The organism is Streptomyces sp. NPDC059852, assembly GCF_042731455.1.
GTDB lineage: Bacteria > Actinomycetota > Actinomycetes > Streptomycetales > Streptomycetaceae > Streptomyces.
Genome location: NZ_JBHWJK010000003.1, coordinates 113402 through 134570, shown reverse-complemented (window position 1 = coordinate 134570; position 21169 = coordinate 113402). Strand labels below are relative to the sequence as shown.

At 72.0% G+C, this 21169-nt stretch carries 18 protein-coding genes and 1 tRNA gene; 5 read left to right on the top strand and 14 right to left on the bottom strand.

Going from position 1 to position 21169, the window contains the following annotated elements; genetic code table 11:
* Positions 1–135: 135 nt before the first annotated feature.
* Together ACFV46_RS04945 and ACFV46_RS04940 are read right to left on the bottom strand one after the other, a co-directional pair.
* On the bottom strand, positions 136–813 hold the full coding sequence (locus tag ACFV46_RS04945) for a TetR/AcrR family transcriptional regulator (RefSeq protein ID WP_361923454.1): 678 nt from the start codon (positions 811–813) through the stop codon (positions 136–138).
* Positions 810–1820 carry a fatty acid desaturase gene (locus tag ACFV46_RS04940; RefSeq protein WP_361923457.1) on the bottom strand — a complete coding sequence of 337 codons (1011 nt, stop codon included), beginning with the start codon at positions 1818–1820 and terminating at the stop codon, positions 810–812. Before ACFV46_RS04940 ends, ACFV46_RS04945 begins: the two co-directional genes overlap by 4 nt.
* 302 nt (positions 1821–2122) lie before the next feature.
* On the opposite strand from ACFV46_RS04940, the gene ppc reads away from it, so the two are divergent.
* On the top strand, positions 2123–4864 hold the full coding sequence (gene ppc / locus ACFV46_RS04935; RefSeq protein ID WP_361923461.1) for a phosphoenolpyruvate carboxylase: 2742 nt from the start codon (positions 2123–2125) through the stop codon (positions 4862–4864).
* A 65-nt stretch (positions 4865–4929) separates the two neighbouring features.
* On the opposite strand, the gene ACFV46_RS04930 is transcribed toward ppc, so the two are convergent.
* The 8 genes from ACFV46_RS04930 to ACFV46_RS04895 form a co-directional block, all read right to left on the bottom strand.
* Positions 4930–5583, bottom strand: a complete 654-nt coding sequence (locus ACFV46_RS04930; protein WP_385497023.1) for an LPXTG cell wall anchor domain-containing protein — start codon at positions 5581–5583, stop codon at positions 4930–4932.
* 139 nt (positions 5584–5722) lie between these two features.
* The gene (locus ACFV46_RS04925) at positions 5723–6211 is read right to left on the bottom strand and encodes a hypothetical protein (protein ID WP_385497022.1); all 489 of its coding nucleotides are present in this window, start codon (positions 6209–6211) and stop codon (positions 5723–5725) included.
* 65 nt (positions 6212–6276) lie between these two features.
* Complete coding sequence (gene pth / locus ACFV46_RS04920; RefSeq protein WP_361923470.1) at positions 6277–6879, bottom strand: aminoacyl-tRNA hydrolase; 603 nt, start codon at positions 6877–6879, stop codon at positions 6277–6279.
* 95 nt (positions 6880–6974) lie between these two features.
* Positions 6975–7571, bottom strand: a complete 597-nt coding sequence (locus ACFV46_RS04915) for a 50S ribosomal protein L25/general stress protein Ctc (RefSeq protein ID WP_361923473.1) — start codon at positions 7569–7571, stop codon at positions 6975–6977.
* Positions 7572–7740: 169 nt separating this feature from the next.
* Positions 7741–8721, bottom strand: a complete 981-nt coding sequence (locus ACFV46_RS04910) for a ribose-phosphate diphosphokinase (RefSeq protein WP_062673931.1) — start codon at positions 8719–8721, stop codon at positions 7741–7743.
* A 77-nt stretch (positions 8722–8798) separates the two neighbouring features.
* Positions 8799–10247, bottom strand: a complete 1449-nt coding sequence (gene glmU, locus ACFV46_RS04905; RefSeq protein WP_376727237.1) for a bifunctional UDP-N-acetylglucosamine diphosphorylase/glucosamine-1-phosphate N-acetyltransferase GlmU — start codon at positions 10245–10247, stop codon at positions 8799–8801.
* 113 nt (positions 10248–10360) lie between these two features.
* A tRNA-Gln gene (locus ACFV46_RS04900) sits at positions 10361–10433 on the bottom strand.
* Between the two features lie 15 nt (positions 10434–10448).
* Positions 10449–11309 carry a hypothetical protein gene (locus tag ACFV46_RS04895; protein ID WP_376727238.1) on the bottom strand — a complete coding sequence of 287 codons (861 nt, stop codon included), beginning with the start codon at positions 11307–11309 and terminating at the stop codon, positions 10449–10451.
* A 166-nt stretch (positions 11310–11475) separates the two neighbouring features.
* Here ACFV46_RS04895 and ACFV46_RS04890 point away from each other — a divergent pair, with 166 nt between their 5' ends.
* Positions 11476–12804 (top strand): histidine kinase, encoded by a 1329-nt coding sequence (locus ACFV46_RS04890; RefSeq protein WP_361923482.1) that lies wholly within the window; start codon positions 11476–11478, stop codon positions 12802–12804.
* 70 nt (positions 12805–12874) lie between these two features.
* Here ACFV46_RS04890 and ACFV46_RS04885 read toward each other — a convergent pair whose 3' ends face one another.
* Entirely contained in the window at positions 12875–13369 is a 495-nt protein-coding gene (locus ACFV46_RS04885) for an SUKH-3 domain-containing protein (protein WP_361923485.1), read from the bottom strand.
* Between the two features lie 89 nt (positions 13370–13458).
* Positions 13459–13983, bottom strand: a complete 525-nt coding sequence (locus ACFV46_RS04880; protein WP_361923488.1) for a YwqJ-related putative deaminase — start codon at positions 13981–13983, stop codon at positions 13459–13461.
* 308 nt (positions 13984–14291) lie between these two features.
* Between ACFV46_RS04880 and ACFV46_RS04875 the strand changes: the two genes are divergently transcribed.
* The 3 genes from ACFV46_RS04875 (at position 14292) to ACFV46_RS04865 (ending at position 19039) form a co-directional block, all read left to right on the top strand.
* Complete coding sequence (locus ACFV46_RS04875; RefSeq protein WP_361923491.1) at positions 14292–15317, top strand: SMI1/KNR4 family protein; 1026 nt, start codon at positions 14292–14294, stop codon at positions 15315–15317.
* A gap of 8 nt (positions 15318–15325) precedes the next feature.
* Complete coding sequence (locus tag ACFV46_RS04870) at positions 15326–17890, top strand: SUKH-4 family immunity protein (protein ID WP_385497021.1); 2565 nt, start codon at positions 15326–15328, stop codon at positions 17888–17890.
* A gap of 261 nt (positions 17891–18151) precedes the next feature.
* Positions 18152–19039: a cellulose-binding protein gene (locus ACFV46_RS04865; protein WP_376727241.1), complete on the top strand. Its 888-nt coding sequence runs from the start codon at positions 18152–18154 to the stop codon at positions 19037–19039.
* 46 nt (positions 19040–19085) lie between these two features.
* Here ACFV46_RS04865 and ACFV46_RS04860 read toward each other — a convergent pair whose 3' ends face one another.
* Positions 19086–20696 (bottom strand): cation acetate symporter, encoded by a 1611-nt coding sequence (locus ACFV46_RS04860; RefSeq protein ID WP_361923498.1) that lies wholly within the window; start codon positions 20694–20696, stop codon positions 19086–19088.
* Positions 20693–21154, bottom strand: a complete 462-nt coding sequence (locus tag ACFV46_RS04855) for a DUF485 domain-containing protein (RefSeq protein ID WP_361923501.1) — start codon at positions 21152–21154, stop codon at positions 20693–20695. The genes ACFV46_RS04860 and ACFV46_RS04855 overlap by 4 nt, the downstream gene beginning before the upstream one ends.
* Positions 21155–21169: the final 15 nt, after the last annotated feature.

Sequence of the window (21169 nt, the reverse complement as noted above, 5' to 3'; positions counted from 1 at the left end):
TGGGGGGCGGCGTGTATGGCGATGCTGACGGCATAGCACAAATAAAACCACTCCCGCCCCCCCCCCCCCCCGCACCACCGGGGGGGGGGGGGTGGTGGGGGGCCCCCCCGCGCGCCTGTGTCCGCGTGCGCGGCGTCAGCTCTTGCGGCGCCCGATCAGATGCGGCCGGGCCTCCAGCCCGTCGAGGCCGTGCCACGCCAGGTTCACCAGGTGGGCCGCCACCTCGGCCTTCTTCGGCCGGCGCACGTCCAGCCACCACTGCCCGGTCAGGGCGACCATCCCCACCAGCGCCTGCGCGTACAGCGGCGCCAGCTTCGGGTCGAAGCCGCGGCTCTTGAACTCGCGGCCGAGGATGTCCTCCACCTGGGTGGCGATGTCGGAGATCAGTGAGGCGAACGACCCCGTCGACTGGGGGATGGGCGAGTCACGGACCAGGATGCGGAAGCCGTCCGTGTACTCCTCGATGTAGTCCAGCAGCGCGAACGCCGCCTGCTCGCACAGCTCCCGCGGATGCCCCGCGGTCAGCGAGCTGGTCACCATGTCGAGCAGCCGCCGCATCTCCCGGTCCACGACGACCGCGTACAGCCCTTCCTTGCCACCGAAGTGCTCGTACACCACCGGCTTGGACACCCCGGCCTTCGCCGCGATCTCCTCCACTGACGTGCCCTCGAACCCCTTCGCGGCGAACAGGGTGCGACCGATCTCCAGCAACTGCTGGCGGCGCTCCGCACCGGTCATCCGGGTACGGCGCGCCCGCCGCGGCTTCTCGTTGCTGGAGGTGCTGCTGGAGTCGGTCGCCACGGCGTCAATCATGCCGCCTTCGCGGGTTCCTTCCGGCGGCGGGCTCCTTCTTCCCCGGTGTTACGGCGGGAATCGATACGCGAGCGTGACGGCCAGCGCACGTCGTACGCCCAGCCGAACTTCTCGAAGATCTTGATGAAGCGGGCCGAGGAGTCGATCTGCCAGCGCTCCACACCGTGCCGCGCGGACGTCGGGTCCGCGTGGTGCAGGTTGTGCCAGGACTCGCCGCACGACAGCACGGCCAGCCACCACACGTTGCCCGAGCGGTCACGCGACTTGAACGGGCGCTTGCCCACGGCGTGGCAGATGGAGTTGATCGACCAGGTCACGTGGTGCAGCAGGGCCACCCGGACGAGGGAGCCCCAGAAGAAGCCGGTGAACGCGCCCCACCAGGACATCGTCACCAGACCGCCGATCACGGCGGGCAGCGCCAGGGAGAGGATCGTGAAGGACACGAAGTGACGGGAGACGGCGCGGATCGCGGGGTCCTTGATCAGGTCCGGCGCGTACTTGTCCTGCGGCGTCTGCTCCTCGTCGAACATCCATCCGATGTGCGCCCACCACAGGCCCTTCATCAGGGCGGGCAGGGTCTCACCGAAGCGCCACGGCGAATGCGGGTCGCCCTCGGCGTCCGAGAACTTGTGGTGCTTGCGGTGGTCCGCCACCCAGCGGACCACCGGGCCCTCCACGGCCATCGACCCGGCGACGGCCAGAGCGATCCGCAACGGCCGCTTCGCCTTGAACGAACCGTGCGTGAAGTACCGGTGGAAGCCGATCGTGATGCCGTGGCAGCCCAGGAAGTAGAAGAAGACCATCAGGCCGAGGTCGAGCCAGCTCACTCCCCAGCCCCAGGCCAGGGGAACGGCCGCGACCAGCGCGACGAAGGGCACGATGATGAAGAGGAGAAGCGCGATCTGCTCGATCGACCGTTTCTTCTCCCCGCCGAGCGTGGCGGAGTGAGTCGGGGTGTCGTCGTTCGCCTTCGGGGCGTCTTCGATCACATCGGAGCTCAGGGTCATGGGCGTCCCCTGTGGGGTCGAGGGTTGTGACAGATGCCGGGTCGCGGTCGGGCAGGTTCCGCCGGTGCGGTGCCTACGGTTCCGTAACCTACGGCGTCGTAAGTATGGCAGCGAGCCGCCCTGCGGCAAGAGCCCGTGAGACAGCGCGTCCCCATGGACACCTATCCTTGTCTCGGTCGGACAGCGCGGTCCGCTCTGATTTCTTCCCGGATGTCAGGAGCCGTAAGCGGTGGTCCCGCCGTACGGCCCAGGCGACGGGTTCCCCTCCCAGACGAGCTTCAACACTGCAAGGAGCCGCACCTGTGAGCAGTGCCGACGACCAGACCGTGTCCCAGGAGACCACCAGCGCCGAGCTGCGTGCCGACATCCGCCGACTGGGTGATCTCCTCGGCGAGACACTCGTCCGCCAGGAGGGCCCGGAGCTGCTGGAACTCGTCGAGAAGGTCCGCCGCCTCACCCGCGAGGACGGAGAGGCCGCCGCCGAACTCCTGCGAGGCACCGAACTCGACACCGCGGCCAAGCTGGTCCGCGCCTTCTCCACCTACTTCCACCTGGCCAACGTCACCGAACAGGTGCACCGTGGCCGCGAACTGCGGGCCCGGCGCGCCGCCGAGGGCGGCCTGCTCGCCCGCACCGCCGACCGGCTCAAGGACGCCGACCCCGAGCACCTGCGGCAGACCATCCAGCACCTCAACGTGCGCCCCGTCTTCACCGCGCACCCCACCGAGGCCGCCCGCCGCTCCGTCCTCAACAAGCTCCGGCGCATCGCCGCCCTCCTGGAGACGCCCGTCCTCGAGGGCGACCGCCGCCGCAACGACACCCGACTGGCCGAGAACATCGACCTCGTCTGGCAGACCGACGAACTGCGCGTCGTCCGCCCCGAGCCCGCCGACGAGGCCCGCAACGCCATCTACTACCTCGACGAGCTGCACGCCGGCGCCGTCGGCGACGTCCTCGAGGACCTCACCGCTGAACTGGAACGCGTCGGCCACAGGCTGCCCGACGACACCCGCCCGCTCACCTTCGGCACCTGGATCGGCGGCGACCGCGACGGCAACCCCAACGTCACCCCCCAGGTGACCTGGGACATCCTCATCCTCCAGCACGAGCACGGCATCAACGACGCCCTGGAGATGATCGACGAGCTGCGCGGCTTCCTGTCGAACTCCATCCGCTACACCGGCGCCACCGACGAACTCCTCGCCTCCCTCCAGGCCGACCTCGACGCCCTGCCCGAGATCAGCCCCCGCTACAAGCGCCTGAACGCCGAGGAGCCCTACCGGCTCAAGGCCACCTGCATCCGCCAGAAGCTGGAGAACACCAAGACCCGCCTGGCCCGCAACACCCCGCACGAGCCCGGCCGCGACTACCTCGGCACCGGCGAACTGCTCGCCGACCTCACCCTGATCCAGAGCTCCCTGCGCGAACACCGCGGCGGCCTCTTCGCCGACGGACGCCTGGACCGCACCATCCGCACCCTGGCCGCCTTCGGCCTCCAGCTCGCCACCATGGACGTCCGCGAGCACGCCGACGCCCACCACCACGCCCTCGGCCAGCTCTTCGACCGGCTCGGCGAGGAGTCCTGGCGCTACGCCGACATGCCCCGCGACTATCGCGCCAAGCTCCTCGCCAAGGAACTGCGCTCCCGGCGGCCCCTCGCGCCCACGCCGGCACCCGTCGACGCGGCCGGCGAGAAGACCCTCGGCGTCTTCCAGACCGTCAAGCGGGCCCTGGAGGTCTTCGGACCCGAGGTCATCGAGTCGTACATCATCTCCATGTGCCAGGGCGCCGACGACGTCTTCGCCGCCACCGTCCTCGCCCGCGAGGCCGGCCTGATCGACCTGCACGCCGGCTGGGCGAAGATCGGCATCGTCCCGCTCCTGGAGACCACCGACGAGCTCAAGGCCGCCGACACCATCCTCGAGGACATGCTGTCCGACCCGTCCTACCGGCGCCTCGTCGCGCTGCGGGGCGACGTCCAGGAGGTCATGCTCGGCTACTCCGACTCCTCCAAGTTCGGCGGCATCACCACCAGCCAGTGGGAGATCCACCGCGCCCAGCGCCGGCTGCGCGACGTCGCCCACCGCTACGGCGTCCGGCTGCGCCTCTTCCACGGCCGCGGCGGCACCGTCGGCCGCGGCGGCGGCCCCTCGCACGACGCGATCCTCGCCCAGCCCTGGGGCACCCTCGAAGGCGCCATCAAGGTCACCGAACAGGGCGAGGTCATCTCCGACAAGTACCTCGTCCCCTCGCTGGCCCGCGAGAACCTGGAACTGACCGTCGCGGCCACCCTCCAGGCGTCCGCGCTGCACACCGCGCCCCGCCAGTCCACCGAGGCGCTCGCCCGCTGGGACGCCGCCATGGACGTCGTCTCCGACGCCGCGCACACCGCGTACCGCAGGCTCGTCGAGGACCCCGACCTGCCGACGTACTTCCTCGCGTCCACCCCGGTCGACCAGCTCGCCGACCTGCACCTCGGCTCGCGGCCCTCCCGCCGCCCCGGATCCGGCGTCTCCCTCGACGGACTGCGCGCCATCCCGTGGGTGTTCGGCTGGACCCAGTCCCGGCAGATCGTCCCCGGCTGGTTCGGCGTCGGCAGCGGCCTGAAGGCCCTGCGCGAGGCCGGCCTGGACACCGTGCTCGACGAGATGCACGAACAGTGGCACTTCTTCCGCAACTTCATCTCCAACGTGGAGATGACCCTCGCGAAGACCGACCTGCGTATCGCCCAGCACTACGTCGACACCCTCGTCCCCGACGAGCTCAAGCACGTCTTCGACACCATCAAGGCCGAGCACGAGCTGACCGTCGCCGAGGTCCTGCGGGTCACCGGCGAGAGCGAACTCCTCGACGCCCAGCCCGTCCTCAAGCAGACGTTCGCCATCCGCGACGCCTACCTCGACCCGATCTCCTACCTCCAGGTCGCCCTGCTCAAGCGCCAGCGCGACGCCGCCGCCGGCGACGCGGAGCCCGACCCGCTGCTCGCCCGCGCCCTGCTCCTGACCGTCAACGGCGTCGCCGCCGGCCTGCGCAACACCGGCTGACCCGCACGACACGAGTGCCCCCGTGCCGGCACCGGCACGGGGGCACTGTCGTCTCACCGCGCCGGTCAGGCCCGCCGGCGCCGCAGCACCAGATAGCCGCCCGCGCCCAGCAGCGCCGCGGCGCCCGCGGACAGCAGACCCACCGGGGCCCCGCTGCCCGTCTCGGCGAGATCGCCCCCGGAGCCCTGCGGCGACGGTGACGACGACGGTGATGACGGGGACGACGACGGCACCGCCTCGCCGGGCGACCCGGACGGGGCCGGAGAGGCGGACGGCGTCGACGGTGCCGACGGCGTGCCGCCGTCCTCCTCCTCGCAGTCCGTCCAGAACACCTTGTGCTTCGCGGAGCCCTTCTCGTCCGCGAAGTTCCAGAACAGCTTGTAGTGCCCGTCGGGCAGCGTCAGATCAGCCGTACGGCCATGGCCCTCGCCGTCCAGCGTGAGCGCGCCCGACCGCACGGTCTCGCCCTTGACGCCGGCCGTCGGCGCCCAGACCTCGATGTGCCAGTCGACCCGCTGGGCCCGGTCGAACCCGAAGGCGTCCAGGTAGAAGGTGCACACGTGCGGTTCGTTGCGGCGCGCCTCCTCACCGGTGGCGGAGTCATGGATCTTCACGGTGCCGTTGTCACCGGGAGCGGTGGCGTGAGCGGCCGCCGGCGGACACAGCACGGCGGACGCGGCGACGGCGGACAGGGCGCCGGCGCGGAAGAGGGTACGCATGGGGCATGCAGTCCATCTGCGAGTGGGAACAGGAGTGATGTGGAGGGGGCGGCTCAGCTTCCAGCGCCCGTTGAATCCAGGTCAATCACGAACCGGCCACACTCCGGACCTCCACACACATGGAGAAACGGGCCGCCGCCTACACCGTCACGTACGCACCCGTCAGCAGCGCCACACCCGCGCCCGCCAGGAGCCAGGCCAGGCGGGCCCGGCGCAGACCGCCCGCCGCGACCACCGAGGCCAGCAGCAGCGCGCCGCTCAGCGGCACCCACGCGTACAGCACGCCCGCCGGGCCCGAGCGCACCACCTCGTCCGTCCCCGGCTTCACCACCACCGCGTACGTCCCGCCCCGGCGCACGGCGACGCTTCTCTCGATCACCACCGAAGCACGCGCCCGGGACCCCACCGACACCGGCGTGTACGGCCCGGCGCACGTGTCCGCGCCGCAGCGGGCCACCTCGATCGTGCCGTGCTCACGGCCCTTGGTGAGCATCACGTGCTGGGCGCTGCCCCACGACCCCCACACACCCGCGACCAGGATCAGCAGCACCACCGTCCCCATCACCGCGACCCGGCCGAACCGCAGCGCGGAGACAGCGCCCTGACTGGAGACAACGGCAGAAGGCATGGCCGCGATCTTTGGCCATGCCCCAGCGAACGGTCAACTCGGTGCCGGCTGTGCGGACCGACAAGTCAGGAGTTGTACGCGCTTTGCGCCCGCTCCAGGCCCTCGGTCACCAGACACTCCACCGCGTCCGCCGCCCGGTCCACGAAGTAGTCGAGCTCCTTGCGCTCCGCCGACGAGAAGTCCTTCAGCACGAAGTCCGCCACCGGCATCCGGCCCGGCGGACGCCCCACGCCGAACCGCACCCGGTGATAGTCCGGGCCCATCGCCTTCGTCATCGACTTCAGCCCGTTGTGCCCGTTGTCCCCGCCGCCCAGCTTCAGCCGCAACGTGCCGTAGTCGATGTCCAGTTCGTCGTGGACCGCGACGATGTTGCCCACCGGGACCTTGTAGAAGTCCCGCAGCGCGTTCACCGGGCCACCCGACAGGTTCATGAACGACATCGGCTTCGCCAGCACCACCCGGCGGCTCGCCGGACCCGGCGGGCCGATCCGCCCCTCGACGACCTGCGCCTGCGCCTTCCCGGCCCGCTTGAACTTCCCCCCGATCCGCTCCGCCAGCAGATCCACCACCATGAACCCCACGTTGTGCCGGTTCCCCGCGTACCCGGGTCCCGGATTGCCCAGGCCGGCGACCAGCCACGGCGCACTCGGATCGGTCGTCACGTCCACGTCTCCATCGATACGCGCCAGCCGCCGCCCCCGAAGGGACGGCGGCTGACGAAAACGACGACGGAACCGACCACGGCCCCGTCACAATGCGAGGATCAGGCCTCGGCGACTTCCTCGCCCTCGGCTTCTTCACCCTCGGCGGCCTCCTCGGCCTGCGCGGCCAGCACCTGCAGCACGACCGCGTCGTCCTCGACGGCCAGCTTGGTGCCCTTGGGCAGCGCGATGTCCTTCGCCAGGACCGAGGCGCCGGCCTCCAGGCCCTCGACCGACACGGTCACGGACTCCGGGATGTGCGTGGCCTCGGCCTCGACCGGAAGGGCGTTCAGCACGTGCTCGAGCAGGTTGCCGCCCGGGGCCAGCTCGCCCTCGGTGTGCACGGGGATCTCGACCGTGACGGTCTCGCCGCGCTTCACCAGCTGCAGGTCCACGTGCTCCAGGAAGCCCTTCAGCGGGTCGCGCTGCACGGCCTTCGGGATGGCCAGCTCGTTGGACTTGCCGTCGATGTCCAGCGCGATCAGGACGTTCGGCGTACGCAGGGCGAGCAGCAGCTCGTGGCCCGGAAGGGTCAGGTGCAGCGGGTCGGAGCCGTGCCCGTACAGCACACCCGGGACCTTGTTGTCACGACGGATACGGCGGGCGGCACCCTTACCGAACTCGGTACGGGTCTCGGCGGCGATCTTCACCTCGGACATGGCGATCACTCCTCGTAGAAGTAGAACGGACGGGGTCACCCGGCCACGAACGGCCTGCTACGAAGAGCGCGTCGATAACGGACCACCGATCCCGCAACGGGAAACGGCCTCCCTCGCCGAGCAACTGCAGCAGTCTACTCGGACCCGGAGGCCGTTCCCAAAACGATCTCTACTGCTCGTCGAACAGGCTCGTCACCGAACCGTCCTCGAACACCTCACGCGCCGCACTCGCGATCGTCGGCGCGATCGACAGCACCGTCAGCTTGTCCAGATCCGCCGCCAGCTCACCCGGAGTCGGCAGCGTGTTCGTGAACACGAACTCGCTCACCCGCGAGTTCTTCAGACGGTCCGCCGCCGGACCCGACAGCACACCGTGCGTCGCGGTGACGATGACGTCCTCCGCGCCGTGCGCGAACAGAGCGTCCGCCGCGGCGCAGATCGTGCCACCCGTGTCGATCATGTCGTCGACCAGGACGCACACGCGGCCCTTGACCTCACCCACGACCTCGTGGACGGTCACCTGGTTCGCCACGTCCTTGTCGCGCCGCTTGTGCACGATCGCCAGAGGCGCGCCCAGCCGGTCGCACCAGCGGTCCGCGACCCGCACCCGGCCCGCGTCCGGCGAGACGACCGTCAGCTTGTCCTTGTCGACCTTCCGGCCCACGTAGTCCGCCAGCAGCGGCAGCGCGAACAGATGGTCCACCGGGCCGTCGAAGAAGCCCTGGATCTGGTCCGTGTGCAGATCCACGGTCAGGATGCGGTCCGCGCCGGCCGTCTTCATCAGGTCCGCGATCAGACGCGCCGAGATCGGCTCACGGCCGCGGTGCTTCTTGTCCTGACGGGCGTAGCCGTAGAACGGCACGATCACGGTGATCGAGCGGGCCGACGCACGCTTCAACGCGTCGATCATGATCAACTGCTCCATGATCCACTTGTTGATCGGCGCCGTGTGGCTCTGGATCAGGAAACAGTCCGCGCCGCGCGCCGACTCCTGATACCGCACATAGATCTCGCCGTTCGCGAAGTCGAAGGCCTTCGTCGGGACGACCCCGACACCCAACTGCTGGGCGACCTCCTCGGCAAGCTCGGGGTGGGCGCGGCCGGAGAAGAACATCATCTTCTTCTCGCCGGTCGTCTTGATCCCGGTCACAGCACTGTCTCCTCAGAGGTGTCTCAGCTGGGTGTGCACCTATCACGGTACGCCGTGTCCGACGCACCCGTTTCCGGTCAGCCTTCGCTGCCGCCCTGCCGGGACGCCTCCTCCGCCGCCCGCGCCGCAGCGCTCCCCGGACGCTTACGCGCCACCCAACCCTCGATATTCCGTTGCTGGCCACGGGCCACGGCCAGCGAACCGGGCGGCACGTCCTTCGTGATCACGGACCCCGCGGCGGTGTACGCACCATCCCCGATCGTGACAGGAGCCACAAACATGTTGTCCGAACCCGTACGGCAATGCGACCCCACCGTCGTGTGGTGCTTGTCCTGACCGTCGTAGTTCACGAACACGCTCGCCGCACCGATGTTCGTGTACTCGCCGATCGTCGCGTCCCCCACGTACGACAGATGCGGAACCTTCGTCCCCTCGCCGATCGACGCGTTCTTCGTCTCCACGTACGTACCGATCTTGCCCTTGGCGCCCAGACGGGTACCCGGACGCAAATACGCGAACGGCCCGACCGACGCGTCCGCGCCCACCACGGCACCGTCCGCCACCGTGTTGTCCACCCGGGCCCCCGCGCCCACACGCGTGTCCCGCAGCCGGGAGTTCGGCCCGACCTCGGCGCCCTCGCCCAGATGCGTCGCACCCAGCAGCTGCGTACCCGGCAGCACCACCGCGTCCTGCTCGAACGTCACCGACACGTCGATCCACGTCGACGCCGGGTCCACCACCGTCACCCCCGACAGCATCGCCGCCGTCAGCAGCCGGTCGTTCAGGATCCGGCGCGCCTCCGCCAGCTGCACGCGGTTGTTGATCCCCGCGATCTCACGGTGATCCGCCGCCACCGAGGCACCCACGCGGTGCCCGGCCTCCCGCAGGATGCCCAGGACGTCCGTCAGGTACTCCTCGCCCTGGCTGTTGTCGGTGCGCACCTTGCCCAGCGCGTCCGCCAGCAGCTGCCCGTCGAACGCGAACACCCCGGAGTTGATCTCCCGGATCGCCCGCTGCGACTCCGACGCGTCCTTGTGCTCCACGATCGCCGTCACCGCGCCCGAGGCGCCGTCCCGCACGATCCGGCCGTAGCCCGTCGCGTCCGGCACCTCCGCCGTCAGCACGGTCACCGCGTTGCCGTCCGCCGCGTGGGTCGCCGCCAGCGCCGACAGCGTCGCGCCCGTCAGCAACGGCGTGTCGCCGCAGACGACCACGACCGTGCCGTCCACCGGGCCGCCCAGCTCCTCCAGGGCCATCCGCACCGCGTGCCCCGTGCCGTTCTGCTCGGCCTGCACGGCCGTGCGCACGTCGGGGTCGATCTCGGCGAGATGCGCGGTGACCTTCTCGCGCGCGTGGCCGACCACGACGACGAGACGCTCGGGGTCCAACTCGCGGGACGCGGCCAGGACATGCCCCACGAGGCTGCGTCCGCAGAGCTCGTGGAGGACCTTGGGTGTGGCCGACTTCATACGGGTGCCCTCACCCGCTGCGAGAACGACGACGGCTGCCGGGCGAATGGCGCTCACGGGATGCCCTTCGGCTGTGATGGGGGAGGGGTGACATCCGCAGGATACCGGGGCGTTTCACGGCGGACATGAGAGCGGGCCCCGACGTGAAGGTCAGGGCCCGAACCGCGCAGCTCCGCCAGCTGGATTCGAACCAGCACTACAGGGCTTCAAAGGCCCGCGGGCTACCAGTTACCCCATGGCGGATGGCTGCGTCCGACCTTACCTGAGACGCGCCGACGTCTGATCCACCATTCCCTTCCACCAGCCCTCGATCCTGCGGTACAGGTCGGCTCCCTTAGATACGCGGATCACGAGGCATCCGCGGTAGTCGTCACCGACGTTCTTGCGCACCGTCTTGGGGTTGTGCTTCTTGATCGTCGTCTTCTGGAACATCGACGCGTCGACACCCACCAAGCCGGCCCAATACCGCTTCGCCCCCTCCACGTCCGCGGTCAAGTGGATCATGACGCGGTAGGACAAGCGGTCGCGCGCTACGCCGAGCAGGCCGAGCCATGCCAGGTAGAGCTGGATCACACCGGGGTCGCTGTTGACGAAGAGGACGTTCTCCCGGCGGGCGTAGGGCTTGTCCTTGCTGCCTTCCGCCCAGTAGAGGGCGACACCTGCCATGAACAGGTCGCGGTCGGACATCTCGCCGATCTGTGCCGCGGCGGCGGCTTTGGTCCGCCGCCGCTCCTCGTCACGGATCGCCAGTTCGTGCTCCCACCTCTTCCGGGCCGCGAGCCTCGCCTGCTCCGTCGGATCGCGGCGCTCAGGCTGCGGCAGATCCCGTACCCAGAGGGAGATCGAGCTTTTCGAGCAGCCCAGCTCGAGTTGGATCCGGTCGTAGGTCCAGCCCTGGAGCCGTAGCTCGCGGGCGCGGTCCCGGAGGTCGTCCTTGGCGTTCGGCCGCCTGGTCCACTCCGGGGGCGGTTCGCCCTGGAGGAGGCGGTTGAGGATGTCGTTGTTGTCGACGTGGAGCCGGTCCCGGATCTGGCGGCGGCTGAGACCGGCCCGGCGGAGCGCCACCGCCTGCTTTCGAAGGCCCTCGAAATCCGCGTACTTGCCTGCTGCATGTGCCATGGGCATAGCGTCAGGTGGGAACGCCGGGTTCCGGGGGGCCGAGGGGATGGTTCAGCAGTTCGTGGGAATGTGGGGCCTTCCGGTCACGGGTGGCTACGCGGTGTGATCGTGGACGGTCCGTGAAAGTCGACGGAAATGGGTGGGGGTGCGCCCGTAGGCTGGAGGCATGACCAGGACGGGGGAAGAGTACGGCGGGGAGTCGCCGCCGGGGGGCGGGCCGTGGTGGTGGAGCAGGGCGCGTGGTGCCGTGCTGGATGGGACGCTGGCCGTCGCGTCCGCGGTGGAGTGCGCGTTCGAGGGCGTCGGGTTCGCGCGGGACGCGGGGCTGCCGGTGCCGGTCGGGGTGGTGTTCGGGGCGCTGGCGGGCTCGGTGCTGCTGCTGCGGCGGCGGTGGCCGATCGCCGTGGTGCTGGTGTCGATCGCGGTGCTGCCGGCGCAGATGGGTTTCCTGCTGAGCATCGTCGGCCTGTACACGCTGGCCGCCTCGGAGTTGCCGCGCCGGATCATCGCGTCGCTCGCGGGGATGTCGTTCGTCGGCACGCTGATCGTGACGTTCGTGTGGGTGCGCCAGGACGTGGCGCGGGGGAGTCTGACGGTCGGCGACTGGGTGGTGCCGTTCGCCTCGGTGACGACGGCGATCGGGCTGACGGCGCCGTCGCTGCTGCTGGGGCTGTACGTGGGGGCCCGGCGCCGGCTGATGGAGAGCCTGCGGGAGCGGGCGGACAGTCTGGAGCGGGAGCTTCAGCTGCTCGCGGAGCGGGCGGAGGAGCGGGCCGAGTGGGCACGCAACGAGGAGCGGACCCGGATCGCGCGGGAGATGCATGACGTCGTCGCGCACCGGGTGAGCCTGATGGTGGTGCACGCGGCGGCGTTGCAGGCGGTGGCGCGGAAGGACCCGGAGAAGGCGGTGCGCAATGCCGCGCTGGTGGGGGACATGGGCCGGCAGGCGCTGACGGAGCTGCGGGAGATGCTCGGGGTGCTGCGCAGCGGTGTGGCGTCGGCGAACGCGCCGCGAGGTGCGGTCACGCCGTTGGCGGCGGTCGGGGTGGCCGCGGCGGCGGCCGCGGACCGGGAGCGGGCGGAGGAGCCGGCCGCCGAGGGGCCGTGGCTGTCGGAGCTGGACGAGCTGGTGGGGCAGTCGGCGGCGGCCGGGATGGTCGTGGATCTGTCGGTGGAGGGGGAGTCGCGGGCCTACGCGCCGGAGGTGGAGCAGACGGCGTACCGGGTGGTGCAGGAGGCGCTGACGAACGTCCACAAGCACGCGGCGGGCGCCAAGACGTATGTGCGGCTGGCGCACCGGGTGTCGGAGATCGCGATGCAGGTGGAGAACGAGCCGCCGCCGGAGGCGGGGTCGGCGTCGTCGGCGCGGCTGCCGTCGGGGGGCAATGGTCTGGTGGGGATGAAGGAGCGGGTGTCGGCGCTGGGCGGGGTGTTCGTGTCGGGGCCGACGGACGCGGGCGGTTTCCGGGTGTCGGCGGTGATCCCGGCGGCCTGACCCGGTCACCGGCCTGCCCCGCTCACCGGCCCGGTCCGGGTCACCGGCGTGGTCGGGTCGCCGGCCGGGGTCAGGGGGCGACGAGGCGGGCGGGTTCGAGGCCGGTGACGAGGCCGGCGAGGGCCTGGTCGATGTCGGCGCCGAGGTACCAGTCGCCGGTGTGGTCGAGGGCGTAGACGCGGCCTTCGGTGTCGATGGCGAGCAGGGAGTCGGTGTCGGTCTCGGCGCCGAGGGGGCTGACGTCGGTGTCGAGGGCGCGGCCGAGGTCGCCGAGGGTGCGGGCCATGTGGAGGCCGTGCAGGGGGTCGAGGTGCAGGGCGGCGGGGGCGATCTGGCGTCCGGGTCCGCCGGGGGTGATGTGCAGGCCGCCGAACTCGGCCCAGGCTTCGACGGCGGCGGGGAAGACGGTGTGCCGGTGGCCCGCGGGCGAGGTGTGGTCGCGCAGGGTGTCGGCCCAGATCTCGGCTTGCTTGATGTCCCAGCGTCCGGGCTGCCAGCCCGCGGCACGCAGGGCGGCGTCGACGGGTACGGGGAAGCGGGTGGTCGAGGTGCGGTCGGTGTGCATCGGCTCTTCGTTCGTCGAGTGTGCCGGGGCCGGGTGGGGGGTCGGGGTCCGGGCGCGCGCGGCGGAGTGCGGTGGTGCGGGTGGGCGGCTCAGTCGGCGGGCGGGGTGGGGTCGACGATGCGCACGCCGAAGTGGGCGCTGAGGGCGGTGCAGGCGCGGCAGGGGGTGACGAAGCTGCCGTGCAGGGGGTCGCCGTCCTCGCGGATGCGGCGGGTGGTGAGTTTCGCCTGCTTGAGCGCTTTGCGGGCTTCGCCGTTGGTCATGGGTTTGCGGGCGGCACGTTTGCTGCGGGCGGTGTCGGCGGCCGTGATGTGCCGGGAGATGAGGATCGTCTCGGCGCAGCGCCCGGTGAAGCGGTCGCGTTCGTTGCTGGTGAGGGTGTCGAGGAAGTCCTGGACGAGGTGGTGCAGGGCGGGGGGATGGTCGCCGCGGGCGGCGGTGCCGGTGAGGGTGGCGCCGCGGACGGAGAGGGCGGCGGCGACGGTGGGGAGTATGCCGTCGCGGCGGTGGAGGAGGGCGGGTGTGTGCGGGGTGCCGTCGGCGCTCCAGCCGACGCGGGGGTCGCCGGACCTGCCTGAGTGCGGGTCGGTCTGTGTCGCGTTCATCGTCATCATCCCCTCCTGAGCATCCCCCGTGCATGCTCTCGGACGTCACAGAGTGCCAAATGCCGTGGCGGGTGCGGAAGCTGGGGCGATGCGACACGCCCGTGTCGGGGCGGGCTGTCACGGTGGGGTGACGCCTTGTCACGGTGGTGAAGGGGGGCGTCACCTGTGCCGGTGACCGTGGTCGCCGTACCGCATAGGCTGTCGCCACCGCTTTCCATGCGGTGACGCGTGGACGCAGACGAGTCAGTCGATTCGGGGCGTTGTGACCGTGTGTGGTCATGGCGGGCCGGATCAGAACGCCGCAGGGGGCTACCGCCATGACGACAGGTCGGCTCGGGCTGGGGGATCCTCCCGGCCGCCAGGCCGGGGGACACGCCGCGCCGCCGAACGCGGCCTACGCCGGGCAGGTCGTGCACTTTCCGGATCCGGTGCGGGCGGCCCGGCACCCCAGAGGGGTGCGGGTGGACGAGCGGGGTTATCCGGACTTCTCGCCGTACGCGCGGGCGGCGGCGGAGATCGCGGAGCCGCCGGAGGGTTTCGGCGTCGACGAGTTGCGGCTGACGGACTACGTGTCGGCGAACGCGGCGCTGGCGGCGTCGGGGCACGAGCTGTGGGACACGGTGCCGGCGGTGGCGACGCCGCACGGCTGGACGTGGCATCACGTGGTGGGGTCGCGGCGGCTGGAGCTGGTTCCGGTCGAGGTGAAGGCGCTGCTGCGGCATCACGGTGGTATCGCGACGTCGGGCGTGGACCAGGTGAAGCGCGGGACGCGGCCGTTGCAGGAGACGCGTCCGGCGCACTTCCGGCTGCCGAAGTCGGGTGTGGCGGTGACGGAGGCGCAGGCGCAGGGCGTCGAGGAGGACCTCGGGTACCGGCTGCCGGGTGCGTACCGGTCGTTCCTGAAGGCGGCGGGCGGGTGTGCCCCGGTGGGGACGGCGCTGGACGCGGAGTTGGGGCTGCTGATCGACCAGCCGTTCTTCACGGTGCGGGACGAGGCGGCGGTCAACGACCTGGTCTACGCGAACAAGTGCCTGCGGGACCATCTCACCAAGGACTACCTGTGTGTGGGGTTCGTGCAGGGCGGGCTGCTGGCCGTGAAGGTGAAGGGCGAGCGGCTGGGCTCGGTGTGGTTCTCGGCGTACGACGACGCGCGGGACGTGGATCCGTCGTGGTCGGTGGCCGAGCGGGTGGAGCGGTTGCTGCTGCCGTGCGGTGACGACTTCGACGTGTTCCTGTCCCGGCTGGCGGGTTCTCCGCCGGAGTTGGAGACGGTGGCGAATCTGATGGTGGACGGTGGGTTCGCGCGTGCGGTGCCTGTCGAGGCCGCGGCTGCGGGGGAGTGAGCTTCGCGATGGTGACGTTCGCGCAGGCGCAGGAGCGCGCCGAGGAGTGGATCAACGGCGATGTGCCGTCGTACCAGCATCGTGAGGTGCGGGTGCGGGAGTTCGGGCTGGGCTTCGTGGTCTGGGGCGAGGACCGTGCGGACGGTCCGCGCTCCGACGGTGGTGCGCAGCGGCTGGTGATCGCCCGGGACAGCGGGGAGGCCACGTTGTGGCCGTCGCTGCCGGTGGGTGAGGTGATCCGCCGTTACGAGGAGGAGTACGGCCGTGACGACGCGGTCGCCGAGCCCGCGCCGGCGCCCGCGGCGCGGGTGGATCTGAACCAGACGTCGTTCCTGCTGACGCCGCCGGAGTGGTTGCAGGAGGCGGCGGACCGGATGGGGGTGCCGGACCGCCGGCAGCCGGCGGACGAGGAGCCGCGCGACGCGGTGCCGCCGTCCCCGGAGCCCGAGCCCGCGTCCCCCGGGCCGGTGGCGGACGAGCCGCGCGACGCGGTGCCCGAGGGGGCGACTCCGTGGGCCGGTACGGACACCAACGCCGACCCGGGCGAGGACCGTTCGGTGCCGCTGCCGGAGACGGTGTTCGCGCCGCCGCTGAGCGGGGACGACACGGCGACCCCGCCGGACGCCGCGACGGCGCTGATCGCGGGGGGCAGCGGGCTGCCGCGCACCGCGGTCGAGCCGGCGGTGGACGGCCCGGACGCGTCGGACGCCCCGTCGTACGGGTATCCGCAGGGCGCGGGCGCTCCGCCGCCTCCGCCCGCTCCTCCGGCGTACGGCTATCCGCAGGCGCCGGGCGACATCGCGGACGCGGCGACGAGCAAGGCGCCGCCGCGCGGGCCGGGTGCCTCGGCGCCGCCTCCGCCGCCGGGCGCTCCGGGCGCGCCGGCCGGCGGGTACGTGCCGACGCAGATGGTGTCATCGCTCGGTCCCGGTGGGCCGGAGGGCGCGTCCGGGCCGGGCGTTCCGCCGCCGCCGGGTGCGCCCGGCGCCCCCGGTGTGCCCAGTCCTCCCGGCGCGCCCGGCGCCCCGGGTGTGCCGGCGCCGCCCGGTGCTCCGGGCGCTCCCGGTACGCCCCCGGGCGGGGTGCACCATGCCGCGACCGTGCTGGCCGCTCCAGGCCAGGCCGGCGGCCCGCCGCAGCCCCCGGCGCCGCCCGGTGCCCCGGGTGCCCCGCAGCCGTCCGGTCCCCCGGCGCCGCCCGCTGCCCCGGGCGCCCCCGGCATGCCCGGCGCCCCGAAGCCCCCCGGCGCTCCCGGTGTCCCGGGCGGTGACCCGGGTGCCGGTGCCGTGCACCACGCGGAGACCGTGCTGTCCGCCCCGCCCGTCGCGGGTCCCGGTGTGCCTCCGCCGCCGCCCGCCCCGGGTGCCCCCGGCACCCCGCCCGCGCCGCCCGGACACCCCGGGCACCCAGGACACCCCGGGCCCGCCGGGCCTCTTGGACCCACGGGGCCGGTCGGTCCTCCCGGACCTTCCGGACCGGTCGGTCCTCCCGGACCCGGTGTGCCGCCGGGTGCCCCTCAGCCGCCCATGCCCCCCGGTGCCATGGCGCCGGCCCCGGGGCAGCCGCCGGCGTACGGCTATCCGCAGCAGCCGGTGGGGCAGCCGACCGTCGGACCCGGCTACCAGGCCGTCCTGCGGTACCGCGCCCAGGACGGCTCCGAGCAGCAGCTGATCCGGCGTTCGGCGCCGGGTACACCGCACCCGGAGTGGCAGATCTTCCACGAGCTGCGCGCCATGAACGTGCCGCCGGACCAGGTGCTGGAGCTGCACACCGAGCTGGAGTCGTGCGAGCTGCCGGGCGCCTACTGCGCGCGGATGATCCGGGAGCAGTGGCCGCAGGCGCGGATCACGTCGATCGCGCCGTACGGCACGGACCACGCGAGCCGTCAGCAGGGCATGGGTCAGCTGCTGGCGCACCAGGGCGAGTTGCACCAGGTGGCGGACGGCCCGGCGCGGCCGGCGCCGGTGCGGGCCCCGCTGCCGCAGGTGCAGCCGGCGCCGCCGATCCCCCCGGAGGGGGTGGCGCAGGAACTCGCGGGCGCGTTCGGGCCGGGGATCTTCCGGTTCGAGCAGGCCGCGGTGTCCCGGCAGGGTGTGCCGCCGATCGTGGCGCACAGCCTGGTCGTGGGCGGTCTGCCGCTGGACATGGGCCCGTTCTTCTGGGCGCAGGCCCAGCCGGGGCGGCCGGTGCCGACGCTGGCGGAGCTGGCGCAGGAGCGCGGGGTGCAGCCGGCGTCGGACGCGGGGTCGTACCTGGTGATGGGCAGCGACTTCGGCAAGGCGCTGTGTGTGCAGTACGGGACGGCGCACATCGTGGCGGTGCCGGTGGAGGCCGGTCCGGGCGGTGTGCCCGTGCCACCGCAGTTCGTGAACACGGGGCTGCCCGAGTTCCAGCGGTGCCTGGCGCTGCTGGGCCGGATGTGGCGGCTGCGGTTCGGTCTGAACCAGGAGCAGGCGGGCCGCTGGACCGTCGACTTCCAGGCGCAGCTGGCCGCGCTGGACCCGGCGGCGCTGGGTTCGCCGGAGAGCTGGTGGTCGGTCCTGCTGGAACAGATGTGGGACGGACTGCTCTGACCTCGCACGGGCGTTCGCCCGGTTGTGGGGTGTGTGACGTGATGTCACCCGGCTGCCGCTGAGGGCGGCCGGGTGCGACGAGGGGCCGATCCCGGTGGTGAGACCGGGATCGGCCCCTTTCGCGTGCGCTGTTCGCCCGCCTCCGCGCCCGCCGCCCGCTCCCGTACGCGGAGTGTCGCGTTATGACCACTTACGCCTGATACTTCAAGATGTGCGCTAAATCATCATTTTCCTGTCCGTTCGGTGGAGAGGGGTACCGAGATGAGTGGTGCACCGGTCCCGCTGTACGACTTCGTGGTCGTACGAGGGCGCGGCTACCGTCCCGACCAGGTCGACGCGTTCGTCGACGCCCTCTCCCGCGACCGTGACGCCGCCTGGGAGCGGGCCGCCCGGCTCACCGTGCTCGCCCGGGAGATGGAGGCGGAGGCGGAGCGGCTGAAGGAGGAGGTGGCCCGGCTCGGCCCGCAGACGTACGAGACGCTCGGCGACCGGGCGCGGCGGATCTTCGAGCTGGTCGAGCAGGAGGCCGCCGCCGTGCGGGGGGAGGCGCGGCGGGAGGCGCGGCGCCTGATGGACGAGGCGCAGTCGTGGGCGGACGAGGTGCGGGAGTCCGCGCGGACGCACGCCGAGGCCGTGACGACCGAGGCGGAGACGTTCGCGGAGGAGCGGCTGCTGGCGGCCCGGACCGAGGCGGACGAGATCCGGGTGACGGCCCGCCGTGAGGTGCGCCAGGAACGCAAGGGCGCGCTGGGCGCGTTGCGGGAGGCGCGGCAGCGCACGGTGGGCAAGCTCGCCGAGCAGGCGGAGCGGCACGACACGGTGTGGGTCCGCGCCGAGCGGGAGGCCGAGGAGCGGCTGGCGGCGCAGGAGGCGGCGGAGCGGGAGCGGCAGGCGCGCGCGGAGGCGTCGCTGGCCGAGGCGACGGAGGTGTTCGCGGACGCGGAGGCGTCGGCGCGCAGGCTCCAGGAGGAGGCGCGTTCCCACGCCGAGGACCTGGTCGCGGCGGCCCGCAAGCGGGCCGAGGAGATCGCCCTGGAGACGGAGCGGGTGCTGCGTGAGCACAGCGACGCCTGGGACGAGGTGCGCGCCCACATCGGGCAGATGCGCAACAGCCTGACGGCGCTGACCGGGCAGGCGGCGCTGGAGTGAGGGCCCGCCGCCGGCGTACCGGTGGCGGGCCCTCGGCCGTGCGCGCTCAGTTGTCCCGGCGGACGGCTCCGGCGAGGATCCACCCTTCGACGGCCTCGTACTGCCGTCGCTGGTCGTCGGAGTCGCCGCGGCCCGGGAGGACCGTCCCGAGGTAGCCGAGGAGGAACCCGGCGGGGATCGACACCAGCCCCGGTGTGGTGAACGGGAACCAGTTGAAGTCGGACTCGGGGAACGCCGCGACGGGCGAGCCGGAGACCAGGTTGGTGCCCGGCATCAGCAGCAGGACGACGGCGGTGCCGCCGAGCAGGGTCCACAGCAGTCCGGTGCGGGTGTACCGGCGCCAGAAGAGGCTGTAGACGAGCGCGGGCGCGATGGCGGAGGCGCCCAGGGTGAACGACAGCGTCACCAGGGGCTGCAGGCTGCGGTGCTGGACCAGCGTCGCCAGCAGGATCGCCGGGGCGCCGACGGCCAGGGCCGACATCCGGGCCACGGTCATCTCCCGGCGGGTGGTCAGCCCCCGGGACCGTACGGCGAACACGTCGTGCGCCAGGGAGTTGGCGCAGGCGAGGATCATGCCGGCCACCGAGGCGAGCACCGTCAGGAAGATCGCCGTGGTGACCGTCGTGAACAGCAGGGTCTCGGCGTAGGAGATGTCGGCGCCGAAGGCGGCCCGGGAGCCCAGCAGGAAGGCGGTGTTGCCCTGCGGGTCGGCCCCGGCGATGACCTCGCGGCCGATCAGCGCGGTCGCGCCGAACCCGACGACGGTGATCACCAGCACGAACAGGGCGACGCTGGACACCGCCCAGGACATCGACCGCCGGACCTGGCGGGCCCCGGTCGCGGTGTACATGCGCATGGTGATGTGCGGCAGGACGCCACCGCCGAGGACGACGGCGAGCTGCGCGGTGATCATGTCGATCCGCGGGTACGGGCTGCCCGCGAACTGCAGCCCGGAGTTGAGGAACGACGAGCCGACGCCGCTCTGCGCGGCGGCCGCGTCGAACAGCGCGCCCGGGTCCCAGTCGAAGCGGTGCAGGATGAGCAGGGCCACGACGGAGCCCGAGCCGAGCAGCATGACGAGCTTGAGGATCTGGATGAGGGCGGTGCCCTTCATGCCGCCGATCGCCGCGTAGCTGATCATCAGCACGCCCAGGCCGATGATGCAGCCGGTCTTCATGGAGTCGCTGGAGAAGCCCAGGATGAACGCCAGCAGCTGGCCGGTCCCGGCGAGCTGCACCAGCATCAGCGGCAGCAGCGCGGCCAGGGTCACCGCGCACGCGGCGATCCGCACGGCGCGGCCGGGCATCCGGCGGGCGAGGGCGTCGCCCATGGTGAACCGGCCCGCGTTGCGCAGCGGTTCGGCCAGCAGGAACATCAGCAGCATCAGGGACAGGGCCGTGCTCAGGGCGAGCACGATGCCGTCGTAGCCGCACAGCGCGACCACGCCGGTGGTGCCGAGGACCGTGGCGGCGCTGATGTAGTCGCCGCCGATCGCGAGGCCGTTGCGCAGCGGCGACAGGGAGCTGTAGCCGGTGTAGAACTCGTCGAGGTCGTCCCCGTCGGGGCCGGTCATCACGCACAGCAGCAGCGTGATGGTGGCGACCGCGCAGAACGCGACCAGGGACATCGCCTGGGTGTCTCCGCCGAAGTCGGTCATCGTCCGGCTCCCCTCTGCCCGGCGGCGTCCCGCTTGGCGTCGATCTCGGCCTGCCGGCGGATACGGTCGGCGATCGGGTCGAGGTAGCGGCGGGCGGTGTACTCGTACAGGGCGATCGCCAGCCAGGTGACCGGCAGTTGGAGCAGCGCGAGGAGCAGCCCGGCGGGCAGGCCGGCGGCGACCTCGTCGCCCATGAAGCCGGGGGCGAAGGCGGACAGGATCAGGAACAGCAGGAAGTACCCGAGGGCGGTGAGGGTCGCCACCCGGCGCTGGAGGCGGTAGGCGGTGCGCAGGACCCGCAGGTCGCTGTGGTTCCCGAGCGGCGGGTGGTCGGGGGTGCGGTGACGCGGCGGCTCGGGAGGGTCGGGCGGGAAGGCCGCCTGCCACGGGTAGGTGGCGTGGGACGGTGGCGGCGGGTGCGACCCGTGGGGTGGGTACGGCTCATACGGGGAGGACATCCCGGTACTCCTTGC

Coding starts and splice junctions, on each gene's coding strand:
- ACFV46_RS04945 (WP_361923454.1), bottom strand. CDS start 813: ATGATTGACGCCGTGGCGACCGACTCCAGCAGCACCTCCAGCAACGAG.
- ACFV46_RS04940 (WP_361923457.1), bottom strand. CDS start 1,820: ATGACCCTGAGCTCCGATGTGATCGAAGACGCCCCGAAGGCGAACGAC.
- ACFV46_RS04930 (WP_385497023.1), bottom strand. CDS start 5,583: ATGCGTACCCTCTTCCGCGCCGGCGCCCTGTCCGCCGTCGCCGCGTCC.
- ACFV46_RS04925 (WP_385497022.1), bottom strand. CDS start 6,211: ATGCCTTCTGCCGTTGTCTCCAGTCAGGGCGCTGTCTCCGCGCTGCGG.
- ACFV46_RS04915 (WP_361923473.1), bottom strand. CDS start 7,571: ATGTCCGAGGTGAAGATCGCCGCCGAGACCCGTACCGAGTTCGGTAAG.
- ACFV46_RS04895 (WP_376727238.1), bottom strand. CDS start 11,309: ATGGCACATGCAGCAGGCAAGTACGCGGATTTCGAGGGCCTTCGAAAG.
- ACFV46_RS04890 (WP_361923482.1), top strand. CDS start 11,476: ATGACCAGGACGGGGGAAGAGTACGGCGGGGAGTCGCCGCCGGGGGGC.
- ACFV46_RS04885 (WP_361923485.1), bottom strand. CDS start 13,369: ATGCACACCGACCGCACCTCGACCACCCGCTTCCCCGTACCCGTCGAC.
- ACFV46_RS04880 (WP_361923488.1), bottom strand. CDS start 13,983: ATGATGACGATGAACGCGACACAGACCGACCCGCACTCAGGCAGGTCC.
- ACFV46_RS04875 (WP_361923491.1), top strand. CDS start 14,292: ATGACGACAGGTCGGCTCGGGCTGGGGGATCCTCCCGGCCGCCAGGCC.
- ACFV46_RS04870 (WP_385497021.1), top strand. CDS start 15,326: ATGGTGACGTTCGCGCAGGCGCAGGAGCGCGCCGAGGAGTGGATCAAC.
- ACFV46_RS04865 (WP_376727241.1), top strand. CDS start 18,152: ATGAGTGGTGCACCGGTCCCGCTGTACGACTTCGTGGTCGTACGAGGG.
- ACFV46_RS04860 (WP_361923498.1), bottom strand. CDS start 20,696: ATGACCGACTTCGGCGGAGACACCCAGGCGATGTCCCTGGTCGCGTTC.
- ACFV46_RS04855 (WP_361923501.1), bottom strand. CDS start 21,154: ATGTCCTCCCCGTATGAGCCGTACCCACCCCACGGGTCGCACCCGCCG.